At 67.5% G+C, this 13389-nt stretch carries 17 protein-coding genes; 9 read left to right on the forward strand and 8 right to left on the reverse strand.

Annotated features, from left to right (window positions below):
• Positions 1-80: 80 nt before the first annotated feature.
• The 4 genes from ABZ942_RS12930 to ABZ942_RS12945 all read left to right on the forward strand — a co-directional run bounded on the left by ABZ942_RS12930 (position 81) and on the right by ABZ942_RS12945 (position 3194).
• Positions 81-560 carry a hypothetical protein gene (locus tag ABZ942_RS12930; protein ID WP_357381307.1) on the forward strand — a complete coding sequence of 160 codons (480 nt, stop codon included), beginning with the start codon at positions 81-83 and terminating at the stop codon, positions 558-560.
• Positions 561-579: 19 nt separating this feature from the next.
• On the forward strand, positions 580-1470 hold the full coding sequence (locus ABZ942_RS12935; RefSeq protein WP_357381309.1) for an SGNH/GDSL hydrolase family protein: 891 nt from the start codon (positions 580-582) through the stop codon (positions 1468-1470).
• 40 nt (positions 1471-1510) lie between these two features.
• Positions 1511-2731 (forward strand): acetyl-CoA C-acetyltransferase, encoded by a 1221-nt coding sequence (locus tag ABZ942_RS12940; protein WP_357381311.1) that lies wholly within the window; start codon positions 1511-1513, stop codon positions 2729-2731.
• A 103-nt stretch (positions 2732-2834) separates the two neighbouring features.
• The gene (locus tag ABZ942_RS12945; RefSeq protein WP_357381313.1) at positions 2835-3194 is read left to right on the forward strand and encodes a DUF1330 domain-containing protein; all 360 of its coding nucleotides are present in this window, start codon (positions 2835-2837) and stop codon (positions 3192-3194) included.
• A gap of 84 nt (positions 3195-3278) precedes the next feature.
• Here the strand turns inward: ABZ942_RS12945 and ABZ942_RS12950 are convergent, their stop codons facing one another.
• From ABZ942_RS12950 to ABZ942_RS12960, 3 genes are all read right to left on the reverse strand, one after another.
• Entirely contained in the window at positions 3279-4139 is an 861-nt protein-coding gene (locus ABZ942_RS12950) for a Bax inhibitor-1/YccA family protein (protein WP_357381315.1), read from the reverse strand.
• A 124-nt stretch (positions 4140-4263) separates the two neighbouring features.
• Complete coding sequence (locus tag ABZ942_RS12955; RefSeq protein ID WP_357381317.1) at positions 4264-5415, reverse strand: methyltransferase; 1152 nt, start codon at positions 5413-5415, stop codon at positions 4264-4266.
• A gap of 118 nt (positions 5416-5533) precedes the next feature.
• On the reverse strand, positions 5534-6139 hold the full coding sequence (locus ABZ942_RS12960) for a hypothetical protein (protein ID WP_357381319.1): 606 nt from the start codon (positions 6137-6139) through the stop codon (positions 5534-5536).
• A gap of 164 nt (positions 6140-6303) precedes the next feature.
• On the opposite strand from ABZ942_RS12960, the gene ABZ942_RS12965 reads away from it, so the two are divergent.
• From ABZ942_RS12965 to ABZ942_RS12980, 4 genes are all read left to right on the forward strand, one after another.
• Positions 6304-6879, forward strand: coding sequence for a hypothetical protein (locus tag ABZ942_RS12965; RefSeq protein ID WP_357381321.1), 576 nt, complete (start codon positions 6304-6306; stop codon positions 6877-6879).
• Between the two features lie 60 nt (positions 6880-6939).
• Entirely contained in the window at positions 6940-7380 is a 441-nt protein-coding gene (locus ABZ942_RS12970; protein ID WP_357381322.1) for a DUF6153 family protein, read from the forward strand.
• Between the two features lie 84 nt (positions 7381-7464).
• The gene (locus tag ABZ942_RS12975) at positions 7465-8079 is read left to right on the forward strand and encodes a DUF305 domain-containing protein (RefSeq protein ID WP_357381324.1); all 615 of its coding nucleotides are present in this window, start codon (positions 7465-7467) and stop codon (positions 8077-8079) included.
• A gap of 160 nt (positions 8080-8239) precedes the next feature.
• Positions 8240-8791 carry a hypothetical protein gene (locus tag ABZ942_RS12980; RefSeq protein WP_357381326.1) on the forward strand — a complete coding sequence of 184 codons (552 nt, stop codon included), beginning with the start codon at positions 8240-8242 and terminating at the stop codon, positions 8789-8791.
• Here ABZ942_RS12980 and ABZ942_RS12985 read toward each other — a convergent pair.
• The 5 genes from ABZ942_RS12985 to ABZ942_RS13005 all read right to left on the reverse strand — a co-directional run bounded on the left by ABZ942_RS12985 (position 8788) and on the right by ABZ942_RS13005 (position 12302).
• Positions 8788-9558, reverse strand: a complete 771-nt coding sequence (locus ABZ942_RS12985) for an alpha/beta hydrolase (protein ID WP_357381328.1) — start codon at positions 9556-9558, stop codon at positions 8788-8790. The two genes, ABZ942_RS12980 and ABZ942_RS12985, sit on opposite strands and share 4 nt — an antisense overlap.
• A gap of 37 nt (positions 9559-9595) precedes the next feature.
• The gene (locus tag ABZ942_RS12990) at positions 9596-10024 is read right to left on the reverse strand and encodes a hypothetical protein (RefSeq protein ID WP_357381330.1); all 429 of its coding nucleotides are present in this window, start codon (positions 10022-10024) and stop codon (positions 9596-9598) included.
• A 92-nt stretch (positions 10025-10116) separates the two neighbouring features.
• Positions 10117-10395, reverse strand: coding sequence for a hypothetical protein (locus ABZ942_RS12995; protein WP_357381895.1), 279 nt, complete (start codon positions 10393-10395; stop codon positions 10117-10119).
• 15 nt (positions 10396-10410) lie between these two features.
• Positions 10411-10746, reverse strand: a complete 336-nt coding sequence (locus ABZ942_RS13000) for a hypothetical protein (protein ID WP_357381332.1) — start codon at positions 10744-10746, stop codon at positions 10411-10413.
• Between the two features lie 131 nt (positions 10747-10877).
• Positions 10878-12302, reverse strand: coding sequence for a three-helix bundle dimerization domain-containing protein (locus ABZ942_RS13005; protein WP_357381333.1), 1425 nt, complete (start codon positions 12300-12302; stop codon positions 10878-10880).
• Between the two features lie 277 nt (positions 12303-12579).
• Here ABZ942_RS13005 and ABZ942_RS13010 point away from each other — a divergent pair, with 277 nt between their 5' ends.
• Positions 12580-13383 (forward strand): SDR family oxidoreductase, encoded by an 804-nt coding sequence (locus ABZ942_RS13010; RefSeq protein ID WP_357381335.1) that lies wholly within the window; start codon positions 12580-12582, stop codon positions 13381-13383.
• Positions 13384-13389: the final 6 nt, after the last annotated feature.

Below are 13389 nucleotides of genomic sequence, written 5' to 3' on the forward strand. Positions count from 1 at the left end.
TGAGTTGGCGCACGCCACGCGCAAGGCCGTCCGGCCCGACAAACCGGGAATCGGGCAAACACCCATTTAGGATCCGAACCATGGAGCAGCCGAACATCGCCAGGGCCGGCGTTGTGCTGGCCGGAGCGGCACTGGCCGCGCTGGTCGGACCGGGCGCGCAGGCGAACGCAGTCACCGTCGAATTCCCGCAGGTGCTCACCATGGCGCACGGTGGCCTGTGCGGGACGACCGTGCGCACCTGGGCCGATGTCAGCCCAGCGTGGCCGGGCCGGGCCATTATCAATATGCGCGCGCTCCCGGTCGTCGGCATCGGCGACGGCGACTATCCGCTGGCCCCGCTGTGCGAGGTGCACACCATGGTGGACTGGCGCAACACCACCACCGGCGCGGCAGGCCGGTACGAGGACACCATCGTGACCGGCCTCTACGGCAGCATCCAGTACGCGCTGTTCCAGGACACCGGCCCGGGCCATGTCGAGGTCACTGTCACCACCGACGCGGCGAGTATTCCGGCGCACGGTTGGTTCGACGTTCCCGCTCCTGCTGCCCCGCCTGCATAAAGTCGGTACATTTTGTTTTGTGAGCGCACCACGCATCGGCTGGCGTACCGCCGCGGTGACCGGTGCCGCAACAGTCCTGGCCGGATCCGGAACCGGCGCCGCATGGTGGGCGACCTCTCGACTGTTGATGGCGCAGGCCGGCGCGGCGCGCGGCGTCATCGGCCGCGACACCTCGAAACCCCCTGAAGCAGACGGCATCTACACGGCGGGCTGCCTGGCACCAGAACGCTGGCGCTCCGGTAAGCAGGCGGATCTGCACCTGATGGTCTTCGGCGATTCCACCGCGGCCGGTGTCGGCTGCCTGGTCGCCGACGAAGTGCCCGGCGTGCGCCTGGCCCGTGGCCTCGCCCTCGCCACGGACCAGCGAATCCGATTGAGCACCAAGGCGATTTCCGGCGCCACCTCCAAGGGGCTGTCCGGTCAGGTGGACGCCATGTTCGTGGCCGGGCCGCCGCCGGACGCCGCGATCATCCTCATCGGCGCCAACGACATCACCAAGAAGCACTCGGTCCGCGCCTCCGCCCGCAGGCTGGCCGCCGCGGTCGCCCGACTGCGGATGGCCGACAGCGTGGTCGTGGTCGGCACCTGCCCGAATCTCGGCACGGTGACCGCGATTCCGCAGCCGCTGCGCACGGTGGTGCACAACTGGAGCGTCCGGCTGGCTCGTGCGCAAACGGTGGCCACCAGCGTCGCGGGCGGCCGTCCGGTGCCGATGGGCTATCTGCTCGCGCCGGAATTCCGGGCCCAACCCGAACTCCTGTTCTCCGCCGACGGTTTCCATCCCTCGGCGGCCGGTTACGAACTCGCCGCCGCGCAACTTCTTCCGGTCCTGCTCGAGGCGCTGGCCGAGGCGACCCCCGGTTCCCGTTCACCGGGGCGCGACGTAGATTCGATAGGAACCCGCGAGTAACAACAGCGGTTCGCACGTTCCTTCCGACAAAGGAGTCCTCATGCCTGAGGCTGTCATCGTCTCGACCGCCCGCTCCCCCATCGGCCGGGCGGCCAAGGGATCGCTGGTCGACATGCGGCCCGACGACCTGACCACCCAGATCGTCCGCGCGGCGCTCGACAAGGTGCCCGCCCTGGACCCCGCCCAGATCGATGACCTGATCCTCGGCTGCGGTTCTCCCGGTGGCGAGTCCGGCTTCAACCTGGGCCGTATCGTCGCGGTCCAGCTCGGCTACGACTTCGTGCCGGGCACCACCGTGCACCGCTACTGCGCGTCGTCGCTGCAGTCCACCCGGATGGCCTTCCACGCGATCAAGGCCGGCGAGGGGCACGCGTTCATCTCCGCGGGCGTCGAGACCGTGTCCCGGTACAAGAACGGTTCCGCCGACAGCTGGCCGAACACCCAGAACGAACTCTTCGCCGAGGCGCAGGCGCGCACCGCGAAGACCGCCGAGGGCGGCGCGGGCATCTGGCACGACCCGCGCGAGGACGGCCTGATCCCCGACGCCTACATCGCGATGGGCCAGACCGCGGAGAACGTCGCCGGCTTCACCGGCATCACCCGCGAGGAGCAGGACCGCTGGGGCGTCCGGTCACAGAACCGGGCCGAGGAAGCGATCAAGAACGGCTTCTTCGAGCGCGAGATCACCCCGGTCACGCTGCCCGACGGGTCCATCGTGTCCAAGGACGACGGCCCGCGCGCCGGCGTCACCTACGAGGCGGTCAGCAAGCTGAAGCCGGTGTTCCGCCCGGACGGCACCGTCACCGCGGGCAACTGCTGTCCGCTCAACGACGGCGCCGCAGCGCTGGTCATCATGAGCGACTCCAAGGCCAAGGAGCTCGGCCTGACCCCGCTGGCCCGCATCGTGTCCACCGGCGTCTCCGGCCTGTCGCCCGAGATCATGGGCCTCGGCCCGATCGAGGCGTGCAAGCGCGCACTCGCGTTGGCGGGCAAGTCGATCGACGATATCGACCTGGTCGAGATCAACGAGGCGTTCGCGGTGCAGGTGCTCGGCTCGGCCCGCGAGTTGAAGATCGACGAGGACAAGCTGAACGTCTCCGGCGGTGCCATCGCGCTGGGCCACCCGTTCGGCATGACCGGTGCGCGCATCACCACCACGCTGATCAACAACCTGCAGACCCACGACAAGCAGTTCGGTCTGGAGACCATGTGCGTCGGCGGCGGCCAGGGCATGGCGATGGTTATCGAGCGCCTCAGCTGAGATAGGTAATACGTAAGGGCGGTCACCAGTTTCCGGTGACCGCCCTTTCTCGTCTGTGGCTTTACCTGTCAGGTAATCGCTTTCGCTACCTGGAACGTCAAAGATGAAGAACGTCAACGCAACAACAGCTCAGGAGTCCGCAATGCCCGCCTACGCGATCGCCCACCTGCACGACGTCGACGTCAATGCCGAGATCGTCGAGTACCTCCAGCGGATCGACGCGACGCTGGCGCCGTTCGGTGGGAAGTTCATCGTGCACGGCGGCAAGCAGACCGTGTTGGAGGGGCCGGCGAACGGCAATGTCATCGTGATCGAGTTCCCGGATTCCGCTGCGGCACAGGGCTGGTACGACTCGCCCGCGTATCGCGAGATCCTCCCGCTGCGCACCGAGAACTCGGTCGGCGTCGCGGTGCTGGCCGAGCATTGCGGCGATGATCACGTGGCGACCGATGTGCTGAGCTGATTCGGCCCGAGACACGCAACGGGTGGTTACCGGAAATCTCCGGCAACCACCCGTGTGTCAGTTCAGCGGCGGGAACCGCTGCCCTTAGTCGTTGTTGAAGTAGCTCAGCAGTCGCAGGATCTCGACGTACAGCCAGACCAGGGTGACGGTCAGGCCGAGCGCGACGCCCCAGGCCGCCTTCTCCGGCGCCTGCGCGCGGATCAGCTGATCGGCGGCGTCGAAGTCGAGCAGGAAGCTGAACGCGGCGATCGCGATGACCACCAGGCTGAAGATGATCGCGAGCGGGCCACCGTCGCGCAGGCCGAGGCCGCCGGAGATGAAGAAGCTGGCGATCAGGTTGCCGATCACCAAGACCAGCACGCCGATCATGGCGCCGACAACCATCCGGGTGAAGCGCGGTGTGACACGGATCGCGCCGGTCTTGTAGACGACCAGCATGCCCGCGAAGACACCGAAGGTGCCGAGCACGGCCTGCGCGATCATCGCGCTGCCGCCGACGCCGCCGAACGAGACGTTGGTGAACATGAACGACAGCGCGCCGACGAACAGTCCCTCGAACACCGCGTACGACAGCACGATGACGGGGTTGTCCATCTTCCTGGCGAAGGTCGCGACGAGCACCAGCACCAGGCCGACCAGGCCACCGCCGATGACGAACAGCGGCGCCAGCGAATTGTTCGCATTGGTCAGGCCGTAGGAGATGATCGCCGACAGCGCGAGCACGCCCAGCGTGATGGCCGTCTTGGTCACCACGTCATCGATGGTCATGGCCCTGGTGGCCGTCGGCTGCTGGTACGGCTGCGGCTGCTGGTACTGCTGCCCGTACTGGTTGCCGTACTGCTGACCCATCTGGCCCGCACCGGTCACGCCGGAACCGAAGTTGGCGTAGCCACTGCCCTCTTGCCGAGGCAAGTTTCGGAAAACCGGATTGCTTGTGCTACGCACTTGCGTCCCTTTCTGGTCGATGCCGCTGTTCGACGAGCTCTCGCTCGCGAACCAACTGCTAGGTCCAACGTTTGCTGCGCGGCACGAGTTCCCGGGGAACTTGCCGACGCGGACAATTCGGACTCTACCGCTGTTGCGCGTCGTGCAGGCCACGCACGGACCGAGTGACCGTGAACTTGCGGTTGCGCCCGACCACGTCGGTGCGGCCGACCATGCGCTCGATCACACCGCGGTAATTGAGATGTGAGTTGAATACCGTCCACAGCTCACCGCCGGGTCGCAGCACCCGACCGGTCTCGGCGAACATCTTGATCGCCGAGCCGGTGTGCACGGCGGCCCCGACGTGAAAGGGCGGATTGCACAGCACCAGGTCGGCGCTGTTGTCGGCGGCCGAGGACATCGCGTCGTCGCGCACCACCGTCACCCGCTCGGCCACGCCGTTGACGGCTACCGTCGCCCGGGCCGAGGCCACCGCGGCCGCCGACTGATCGGTGCCGAGCACGCGGAGCGCGGGCCGCGCCTTGGCCAGCGCGACGGCCAGTATCCCGGTGCCGCAGCCGAGGTCGATGGCCTCGCGCGCATCGGGTTTCATCCACTTCAGGTGGTCGAGCAGAAACCGGGTGCCGATATCCAGCCGGGCACCGGAGAACGCGGCACCGTGTGCGACCACGTCGATGCCGAGATCGTCGAGCCGGTCCTGGACCGGGAACGGCGGCTCGCCGACCGGTTTCGGCCCGCTGACCAGCAGGGTGCGCGACTTCTGCCGGCCACGGCTGGCCCGGACCTCGGAAAATGATTGGGCCAGAACGTCGTTCATCGATTTCGTCAGATACTTGTCCCGACCGCCGGCGAACACCACCACCTCGGGATCGGCGTAGCGGGCGATGGCGTCGGCGACCTCGGTCAGCCCCGCCAGCGCCCGCGGCAGCCGCAGCAGCACCACTCGGACGCCGGCGAGCAGGTCGCGGCCGAGCGGATACGCCGTGTAGCGATCGGCGTACCCGAGCGCGCGGGCATTGTTGGCCAGGGCGAGTTCGCCGGTCAGCAGATCCTGATACACACGGACGTTGCGCAGGTCGTGCGCGGCGACCGCGCCGATGGTCAGCGCACCGTACGCGTCGCCTAGGATAGCTATCTTTCCGCTATCAGAACTGGCGAGCGCTTCGTCGGCGACATCGAGGATCAGCCGATCGGCGGCATCCACGGCATAGAGGTTTAACGCCTCTACATCTGGATACCGCCGCAGCCGGCTCAGTACGTCCTCGATATCTGCCACCCCACAAGTGTGCTAGATCGTTGCCCTAGGTTCACACCGGCCCCGGCAAACCCGCCCCAGCAAACCGTGCAGTCTCTTGTGGGCTAGACGAAAGTGCCAGCACCACAACATATTACGGTCAATTGCCCCCCGCCTTGCCGCCGGTGGGAGTCACCGCGTGCCAGACTCCACCGACACCTTGCCCGAGCAGATCGCCCGCCTTCTGATCCTTGGCGAAGAAGTAGACCGGCCAACCGGCGATGGTGATTTGGCATGCGCCATCAGCACGTTCGACGAAGCCGACGAGTTGCGGGTCGACGCCCCCGGCGTACACGGCCTGGCCGCGCTGCGCGACCAACGGCGGCCAGGTCGCGGCACAATTACCCGCGCAATTCGACTTCGGTGGCTTCGCGGTGTCGTTGTCGAATCGATACAGCGCGCGGTCGGTGGCCGTAACGTACTGTCCGACAGCGTTATTGTCCGCGATGGCGAGCTGAACGCCATTCGTGCCGGTCGGCGCGGTTCCGCCGTAGATCTTCAGCCAGTCCTGCATCTTGGCGGGCGCCTGATTCTGCGGCGCGCCCGCCGGGGCCGCGACCGAGGTCGACACCACCGGGGCCGGGGACGCTGTGGGCGCCGGTTTCGCCGGGTCGGCGCTTCCGCAGGCACTCAGCAAACCGGCGAGAATCACCGAGGCAGCGGCGAATGGCAGCGCGGCTCGCTGGAAGTGCTTGGTCGACAGCATTATTCAGATCCTCCGGATCGATCGATGACGCGCGATTCGCGTCCGGTCATCGAGGACTACGACACAGACCCACGGGCGGTTCACCCGAAGTTACTTCCGACGGCAAACATCGAGAAACCCATAAATCCCGCACGATGCACTGATAGCCGATTACCATCAGTCCCATGCGTAACAGGATGGTGTTGGCCATCGCCGCCGCGACGGCACTGCTCGCGGGTTGCGGCGACGACGGATCCACCGCGAGCACCCCTGCCGCTCCCACCTCGACCACCGGCACCATGGCCGAAGCACCGAGCACTCCGCGCGACGCGACGACCAAGCGGGGCACCGCGTCCGGCGACGCGGGCCTCACCGTCACCAACATTCGGATCGGCCACCAGTCCGGCTTCGACCGGGTGGTCTACGACCTCGGCGGCAAGGGCACTCCCGGCTGGATCGTGCAGTACGCCGACCGGGCCGTGCAGGACGGCAGCGGCAAGCCGATCGACGTGGCCGGGAGCTCGATCCTCGAAGTGCAGATCCTCGGCTCGGCGTACCCGTTCGACAGTGCCGTTGCGCCGTACGCGGGCCCGGATCCGGCGACCGAGCCGAGCGCACCCCTCATCGCGGGCGTCTATCGGACCCTCGTGTTCGAGGGCACCACCCAGTCGTTTATCGGCGTCAACGCCGACCGCCCCGGATTCACCGTCACCACGCTGACCAACCCGACGCGACTGGTCATCGACGTCGCCACCCCGTAGGTACCCGTACCACCAGGGGGTATCAACATCGCGCCGAGTAGCCCTCACTACACTGGCCGCGTGGTCGAACAGCACCTCCCGCTCCGCGCAACCGGGCTCGCCCGGGGGCTCGGCGTGCTGGTGCTGCTCGCCGGGATCGTGGCGATGCACGCGGCGGTGTTCGCGACGCATGGTCACGCGGATGCGGCGGTCCCCGATCACGGCGCGCTGGCGATGCCGGCCGCCGTCAACCAGCTCGTCATCATGCCCGACGCCGATCATGGTGTGCCAGGCGCGGATTGCGCGGGAGACGGATGCGGCGGCACCCACGGTGGAATGCACGGCTGCGTGTTCATCCTTGCCGCTACTGCCCTGCTGTCGACGCTGGTGCTGCTGTACCGGATCGCCGTCGATCGTCCGGGCAATGGTGTTGCGCGGCTGCGTCATTGGCGGCCGCGGCGGGAACGGTCACCGCCGTGGACCGTGCTATCCCTGGCCGAATTGTCGATTCTGCGGATCTGACAGGTACCCGGCGACCGTCTCGACGATCGCCGGAGTTCGCCCTGCTCGAAACCCAGTCATGCGCAATTCACAAGGAGCACAACCATGTTCATCACCCGTACCCGAATCACGGCCGCCATCGTCGCAGGCGCCGCCGCCCTCGTCCTCGCGGGCTGTAGCGACGACAACGCCGTGTCCGGCATGGATCACGGCGCATCGAGCACTTCCGCCGCCGCGAGCGCACCGGCCGCCCGCACCGACTTCAACGACGCCGACGTCACCTTCCTGCAGATGATGTACCCGCATCACGCGCAGGCGGTCGACATGGCGAAGCTGATGCCGAGCCACAGCCAGAACCAGCAGCTGCTGGCCCTCGCCGCCAACGTAGAAAAGGCCCAGGCACCGGAAATGCAGCAGATCACCATGCTGTTGCAAAGCTTCGGCAAGCCCGCCCCGACCGCGGGCAGCGGACACGCGGGCCACACCATGCCGGGAATGATGAGCGCCGACCAGATGACCGCGCTGCAGGCCGCGTCCGGCCTGGACTTCGACCGCCAGTGGTTGACCATGATGATCGAGCATCACACCGGCGCGGTCGCCATGGCCGAGACCGAGCTCGCCGGCGGCACGAACACCGAGTCGAAGACGTTGGCCCGCAGCATCATCGACAGCCAGCGCGCGGAAATCGACACCATGCGCGGCATGCTCGGCCAGAGCTGATCCGACGGTCTGTCGCACCGGGATGCCCCGCCGGCCCCGGTGCGACAGACCGCACCTCGCAGATATCGGTTGTTCATCGATATCGGTCCAGCCTGCCGAGCCCGCCGCCGCACGGACGTACCGTCGGAATGTCCGGCATCGGCACAGAGAGGGACCGATCATGCGACGACTCGAACGCGCGGGCTTGACCGCCGCCGCGGCGGCGACCGCGGCGGGCGTGCTGATCATCGGCGCCTGCTCAGAGCAGGTTTCCGGCACCGCCCAGGTCAACCAGTCCGACCTGGCCGCCTACACCTCCGAGGTCACCGCCTCCTCGGTCGCGGCCTCGTCGGCCCGCGCCGCCGCCGTCGAACGCGCCACCGGAGCGGCCTGCGACGCGTTCCTCGCCGCGAACGGCAACTCGATCCGCGACTTCAACGACTACATCGCGGTCAGCAACGACAAGGGCGTCAACGATCCGGCGGCGACCGGCAAGGCCGACATCGCCGTCGGCACGCTGCACACCGGCGCGGGCGCGGTCGACCAGCAGGTGAGCACCGACGTGCCGTCGAACATCGCCGACGTGCTGCGCGCCTACCGCGACGACAGCAATGCCCTCGCCGACACGCTGGCCCGCCGCGCCGACACCGACACGCTCAACACCACCATCGACAAGTTCAACGCCACCAAGGACACCGCCCTCGCCGCCTGCGCCGGGCATGGCACTCGTTAAGACGTATCGCCGCGCTCGAAGAACTTCTCCAGCAACGCGTTGAACGGTGCGCCGGTGTCGGGCACCAGGTGCCCCATTCCCGCACAGACCGCGCGTTCGGCGCCGGTCTGTTCCGCGATGGCGTCGCAGATGATTTCGTTCGACTCCATATGCCCGCCGGAGATCACCAGTATCGGAAAACCCGCCGCCCGTAGCTGTGCCGTGGGCGGTGCGGCCTCGTCCGGCGGACGCGCGCCTTGCAGCCGTCGCATCCCATCGATCAGCACCGGCGGTATCGGTTCACCGAGGGTGACGGGCGCCCCGACGAGGTCGAAGAATCGCGGCAACGCCACCTCCGGCGGCAGCTCGACATCCTCGATCAGCGCACGCGTCGCGGCGGCCGCCGCATCGACCACCGAGTTTCCGCGCGCGATGCCGAACAGCGGCGGCTCGACGATGGTGAGCGAACGGATGTGCTCCGGCCGCTGGGCGGCGGCGTACATCGACACGATCGCGCCATAGGACAGCCCGACGAGGTGGACCGGCCGGTCGAGCAGCTGATCCGCGATCAGCCGCGCGTCCGGCTCGAAATCCTGACGCCCCAGGGCGGGCGTGCCGCCGTGGCCGGGGCGATCCGGCGCGAGCACGGTCCACCGGCTGGTCAGTGGGCGTTGCGCGCGCCAGGCTTCGCGGCCGCCGAGAATCCCGCCGTGCACGAGCACGACCGGTGGCCCGTCACCCCACCGGTGCACCTGCAGCCGGACATCGGGATTCGTCGGATCCATCATCGATCTCCTTCAGCTCGACTCGGTTCGTGCACCACGGCTACTTACCGGTGGGCGGTCCGCACTTCTCCATGTTCACCTGGGTCATATGCAGGCTCGCCTGCGCGATATCCGGACCGACGGTGTCGATCGTGGCCTGGCCCTTCGAGATGGCCCGGTAGCCCGCGCTGATCTTGTCGATATCGCCGACTACCTCGGCCGGTGCGCTGGCCTTCACCTGGTCGAAGAGGTCGGCGGTCTGGCCATAGTCGGCCTGCGCGATGTCCGACTTCGAGGCCAGTTCGCGGGTGCGGCGGGACAATTCGAGCATCGACTGGCAGTAGTCTCCCGGAGTGGCGGGTGCCTGCGCTGCCGCAGCGCTACTGGTACCGGGCGCGGGGGCGCTGCTGCTCTTGTCGTCGGAGCAGGCCGCGCCTGCGGCCGCGACGAGGGCGGTGAGCGCGATCGCGCAGAGTGTTCGGCGATTCATGGACGATTCCTCCGAGTCTTGATGGCTTGTGCTGCCGATACTTCGGGGTGGACGTCTCACCGACCTTTCACGCGCGTCTCAGGGCAGGTAGCTCACCTGTCGAGCACGCGACGCAGCACCTGGCCGATCGCATCCGCTGGATCAGCACCGCTCGTCGGTGCCCGCCAGACAATAGCCTGGTCGGGGCGGACGAGCACGGCGCCATCGGCATCGATGCCGACCCGCCCCGGCCATTCGTTCGCTTCGATCACCGTGGCCACCAGCGGGATTCCCAGCCGGGCCGCCGCTTCGTCGGCCGCATGCACCCAGGCCGCGCCGTCGAGGCCCGCCAGCAGGCGAACTCCGTTCGGACGAGATCGAGGGTGGCACAGCGGGAACCGACCAGCTCACTCGCCGGGCCGCTCGATGACCTGCCATGCGGGTGCCTCCGCCGAGGCGGGAATGGTTCGCGCGCGCTTGCGCACTTGCTCGAGCACCACCAGCGCCGCGCCCGCGAGCAGAGTCAGCACGGCGAAGATCGTCACCACGACGGCCGCGGCGCCGAACCCCCACATCGCCACCACCGTGGCAGCGACAGCGATCACCACGCCGATGAACAGCAAGCCGAACCCGGCCCAGTTCCTGGTGTCCGCCAATGTCGCGCCCGGCTGCGGCTCCGTGATCCGGGTGATGTCCTCGGCGTCATCGAGCGGCGGAATCTCGTACGGCCCATCCACTGTCATGCTGCTTTACCTCGCGCCGCGATACCGGCTGGTCGGCCGGTACCTGATGCGACAAGTATGCCCCTATTGCCTCATCCGAAACCAGACCAGACACTCGTTGTCCAGCAGGGCGTTTCGGCTGCGGCAGCGAATCAGTTGTAGGACTTGCCGACGCCATCGAGCAAGCGCTCCAACGTGTCGAACGTGGGGGTGGTGATCACGTCGACGAGGTCGGCGGCGACCGGAATGTTGTGATCGGCGGTCACTTTGGCGAACTGGGTGGCGTCGCCGGTGCGGAAGCCGTGCTCGGCGGCGAGGCGCTGCAGCTCCGGGTCGGTGGACAGCAGGCGGCCGATCCGGTCGCCCGCCTCACCCAGCGGTACCAGTGTGTGCCGGGACATGATGGTCGGCGACGGGTACAGCAGTGTCATGTCCGGCTTGATCTGGCCACGCACGGTGGCGTCCACGAACTGCGACTCGTAGATCCAGACCAGCGGCGTCGGGCCCATGCCGGAGGCCAGGTAGGCGTCGAACGGGCCCTCGCTACTGTTCTGGGTGTAGCCCTGACCGACGAAAAGCCTTGACACCGTCGGGATTACGTCCTGCTCGGCGGACGTACCCTGCACGATCGTGTTGTTGTTCGCGACGTAGCCCGCGATGGCCAGATACATCGCCGCGGAGTTGGAGCTGCGCGGGTCGGTCGTGGAGATGAGCACGTTCTTGCGGACCGAATACGCGGTGTTGTCGCCGAGTTGGTCCCACCGCGTGTTGTTGCCGACCATGCGCAGGTAGGGGGCCATGTCGAAGGTCGGCACCGGGCCCTGATGCACCACACCCGACTTGGCGAGCAGGTCGGCGATCGGCTTGAACGTGGCGATCGCCATCGGCGACGAGAACGGTATGTACTTGGCACTCACGTTGCGCTGCCGCTGAATTCGCTCCGCCGCCTGCTCACTCGACGGGAACGCGAACGCGTACTTCCCGAGATCGACCGACGTCGCGATCTCCCGCGACCCCGCCGCGTCCACCTCCACCTTCACTCCGTTGCGCGCCAGCACCTCGGCGACCTTCGGATCCTGAAAGAACGACATCTTCTCGGACCCGACCACGCCACGCACCAGGGTCAGTGACGACACTCCCGGCGCCGCCGCCTGCGGCGTGGCACTCGGCTGCCGCACCGCCAGCGCCAGCGTAACCACGGTCACCACCACCAAGGCCGCGACCACCGCGGCAACCGCCGCCGGCGCGAAACGCTTGTTCGCCGACCATGTTTCACGAATCGCGGCAGGCAACCCACCATCCCCCGATTCGGCTTTGTGCTTAGCCTTACGCGTCCGCGCGGTGTCCGGCCCGACGACCGCGTCCCCTACCTCTCCCACTGCCGCCAACTGCCGACGAACGTAGCGCTCCACCAGAATCGGGATGAACGTCCGCACCGGATGCCCCGCGAACCGCCGCCGCGCCGCGCCCACCACGCCCTCGATGTACTCCGGAGAGTAAGTGCCGCCAAAGTTTTCGACCAACCGCTCCGTCATCTGACGAATCGCCTGTTCCTCCCGAACAGTGTCGACAACCACCACATTCTCCTCGGCATCGAGCGGCCAGCACATCCCCACGACAGCACCCAGCCCCCATCGCGCCGGCCAACCCTAGCCTTGCTCCCACCCGCCCAACCCCACCCAACCGCAGAATTCAATACGAAATCCCCATTCCGAAACCCCCCGTTGCGCCCCCGTTTCCCCACCGAAATGCCCGGCACGGGCGGCTTGATCGGTTGGCGGCGGGCTGGGGGTCGCGCGGGGGTTGGGGGGGAGGCGCTATCGTCGGCTGGAGTCGCTGACTAAGGAGATGGTTATGCCTCGCACTGCTGTTGTTACCGGTGCTTCGTCCGGGATCGGGAAGGCGACGGCCGCGGCGTTGGTGGCGCGGGGATATCGGGTGATCGGGACGAGTCGGAAGCCCGAGGGGGTTGGGGACGAGGCTCGGGTGGCGGGGGTCGAGTATCGGGCGCTCGATTTGACCGAGGCTGCGTCGATCGAGGCGTTTGTCGCGGGGCTCGGGGAGGTTGATGTGCTGGTCAACAATGCTGGGGAAAGTCAGGCGGGGCCGTTGGCGGAGCTGCCGACGGATGCGGTGGAGCGGTTGTTCCGGCTGAATGTGCTCGGGCCGGTGGCACTCACGCAGGCGGTGTTGCCTGGTATGCGGGAGCGCGGGTACGGCCGGGTGGTGATGGTGGGGTCGATGATCGCCAGCTTCCCGATGCCGTATCGGTCGTCGTATGGGGCGACCAAGGCGGCGCTGAAGGGTTTCGCGGTGGCCGCGCGATTCGAGGAGTCACCGTTCGGGGTGTGGATCAGCACGGTCGAGCCGGGACAGATCAATACGGGGCTGCGGGAACGCCGGACGAAGTACCTGACCGAGGGTTCGCCGCACACCGCCGACTTCACCACGTTCATCGCGAAATTGGATGAGGCACAAGGCAAAGGCATCACCGCCGAACGGGTCGCCGACACCATCGTCAAGGCCATCGAGGCCGACCGCCCACAGCCCCTCTATGCCGTCGGCAGCAATGCCCCCGTCATGTTCGCGGTGCGCAGACTGCTGCCGCGCACCGTGATGGAACGCCTCATCGCCCGCGTACACGGACTGTCCCGATAGCGAGGC

Source organism: Nocardia sp. NPDC046473 (assembly GCF_040645995.1).
Classification (GTDB): domain Bacteria; phylum Actinomycetota; class Actinomycetes; order Mycobacteriales; family Mycobacteriaceae; genus Nocardia.

Bases quoted from the DNA above. Each gene is read 5' to 3' on its own strand.
- ABZ942_RS12930 (WP_357381307.1), top strand. From the start codon at position 81: ATGGAGCAGCCGAACATCGCCAGGGCCGGCGTTGTGCTGGCCGGAGCG.
- ABZ942_RS12940 (WP_357381311.1), top strand. From the start codon at position 1,511: ATGCCTGAGGCTGTCATCGTCTCGACCGCCCGCTCCCCCATCGGCCGG.
- ABZ942_RS12945 (WP_357381313.1), top strand. From the start codon at position 2,835: ATGAAGAACGTCAACGCAACAACAGCTCAGGAGTCCGCAATGCCCGCC.
- ABZ942_RS12960 (WP_357381319.1), bottom strand. From the start codon at position 6,139: ATGCTGTCGACCAAGCACTTCCAGCGAGCCGCGCTGCCATTCGCCGCT.
- ABZ942_RS12965 (WP_357381321.1), top strand. From the start codon at position 6,304: ATGCGTAACAGGATGGTGTTGGCCATCGCCGCCGCGACGGCACTGCTC.
- ABZ942_RS12975 (WP_357381324.1), top strand. From the start codon at position 7,465: ATGTTCATCACCCGTACCCGAATCACGGCCGCCATCGTCGCAGGCGCC.
- ABZ942_RS12980 (WP_357381326.1), top strand. From the start codon at position 8,240: ATGCGACGACTCGAACGCGCGGGCTTGACCGCCGCCGCGGCGGCGACC.
- ABZ942_RS12985 (WP_357381328.1), bottom strand. From the start codon at position 9,558: ATGATGGATCCGACGAATCCCGATGTCCGGCTGCAGGTGCACCGGTGG.
- ABZ942_RS12990 (WP_357381330.1), bottom strand. From the start codon at position 10,024: ATGAATCGCCGAACACTCTGCGCGATCGCGCTCACCGCCCTCGTCGCG.
- ABZ942_RS13000 (WP_357381332.1), bottom strand. From the start codon at position 10,746: ATGACAGTGGATGGGCCGTACGAGATTCCGCCGCTCGATGACGCCGAG.
- ABZ942_RS13010 (WP_357381335.1), top strand. From the start codon at position 12,580: ATGCCTCGCACTGCTGTTGTTACCGGTGCTTCGTCCGGGATCGGGAAG.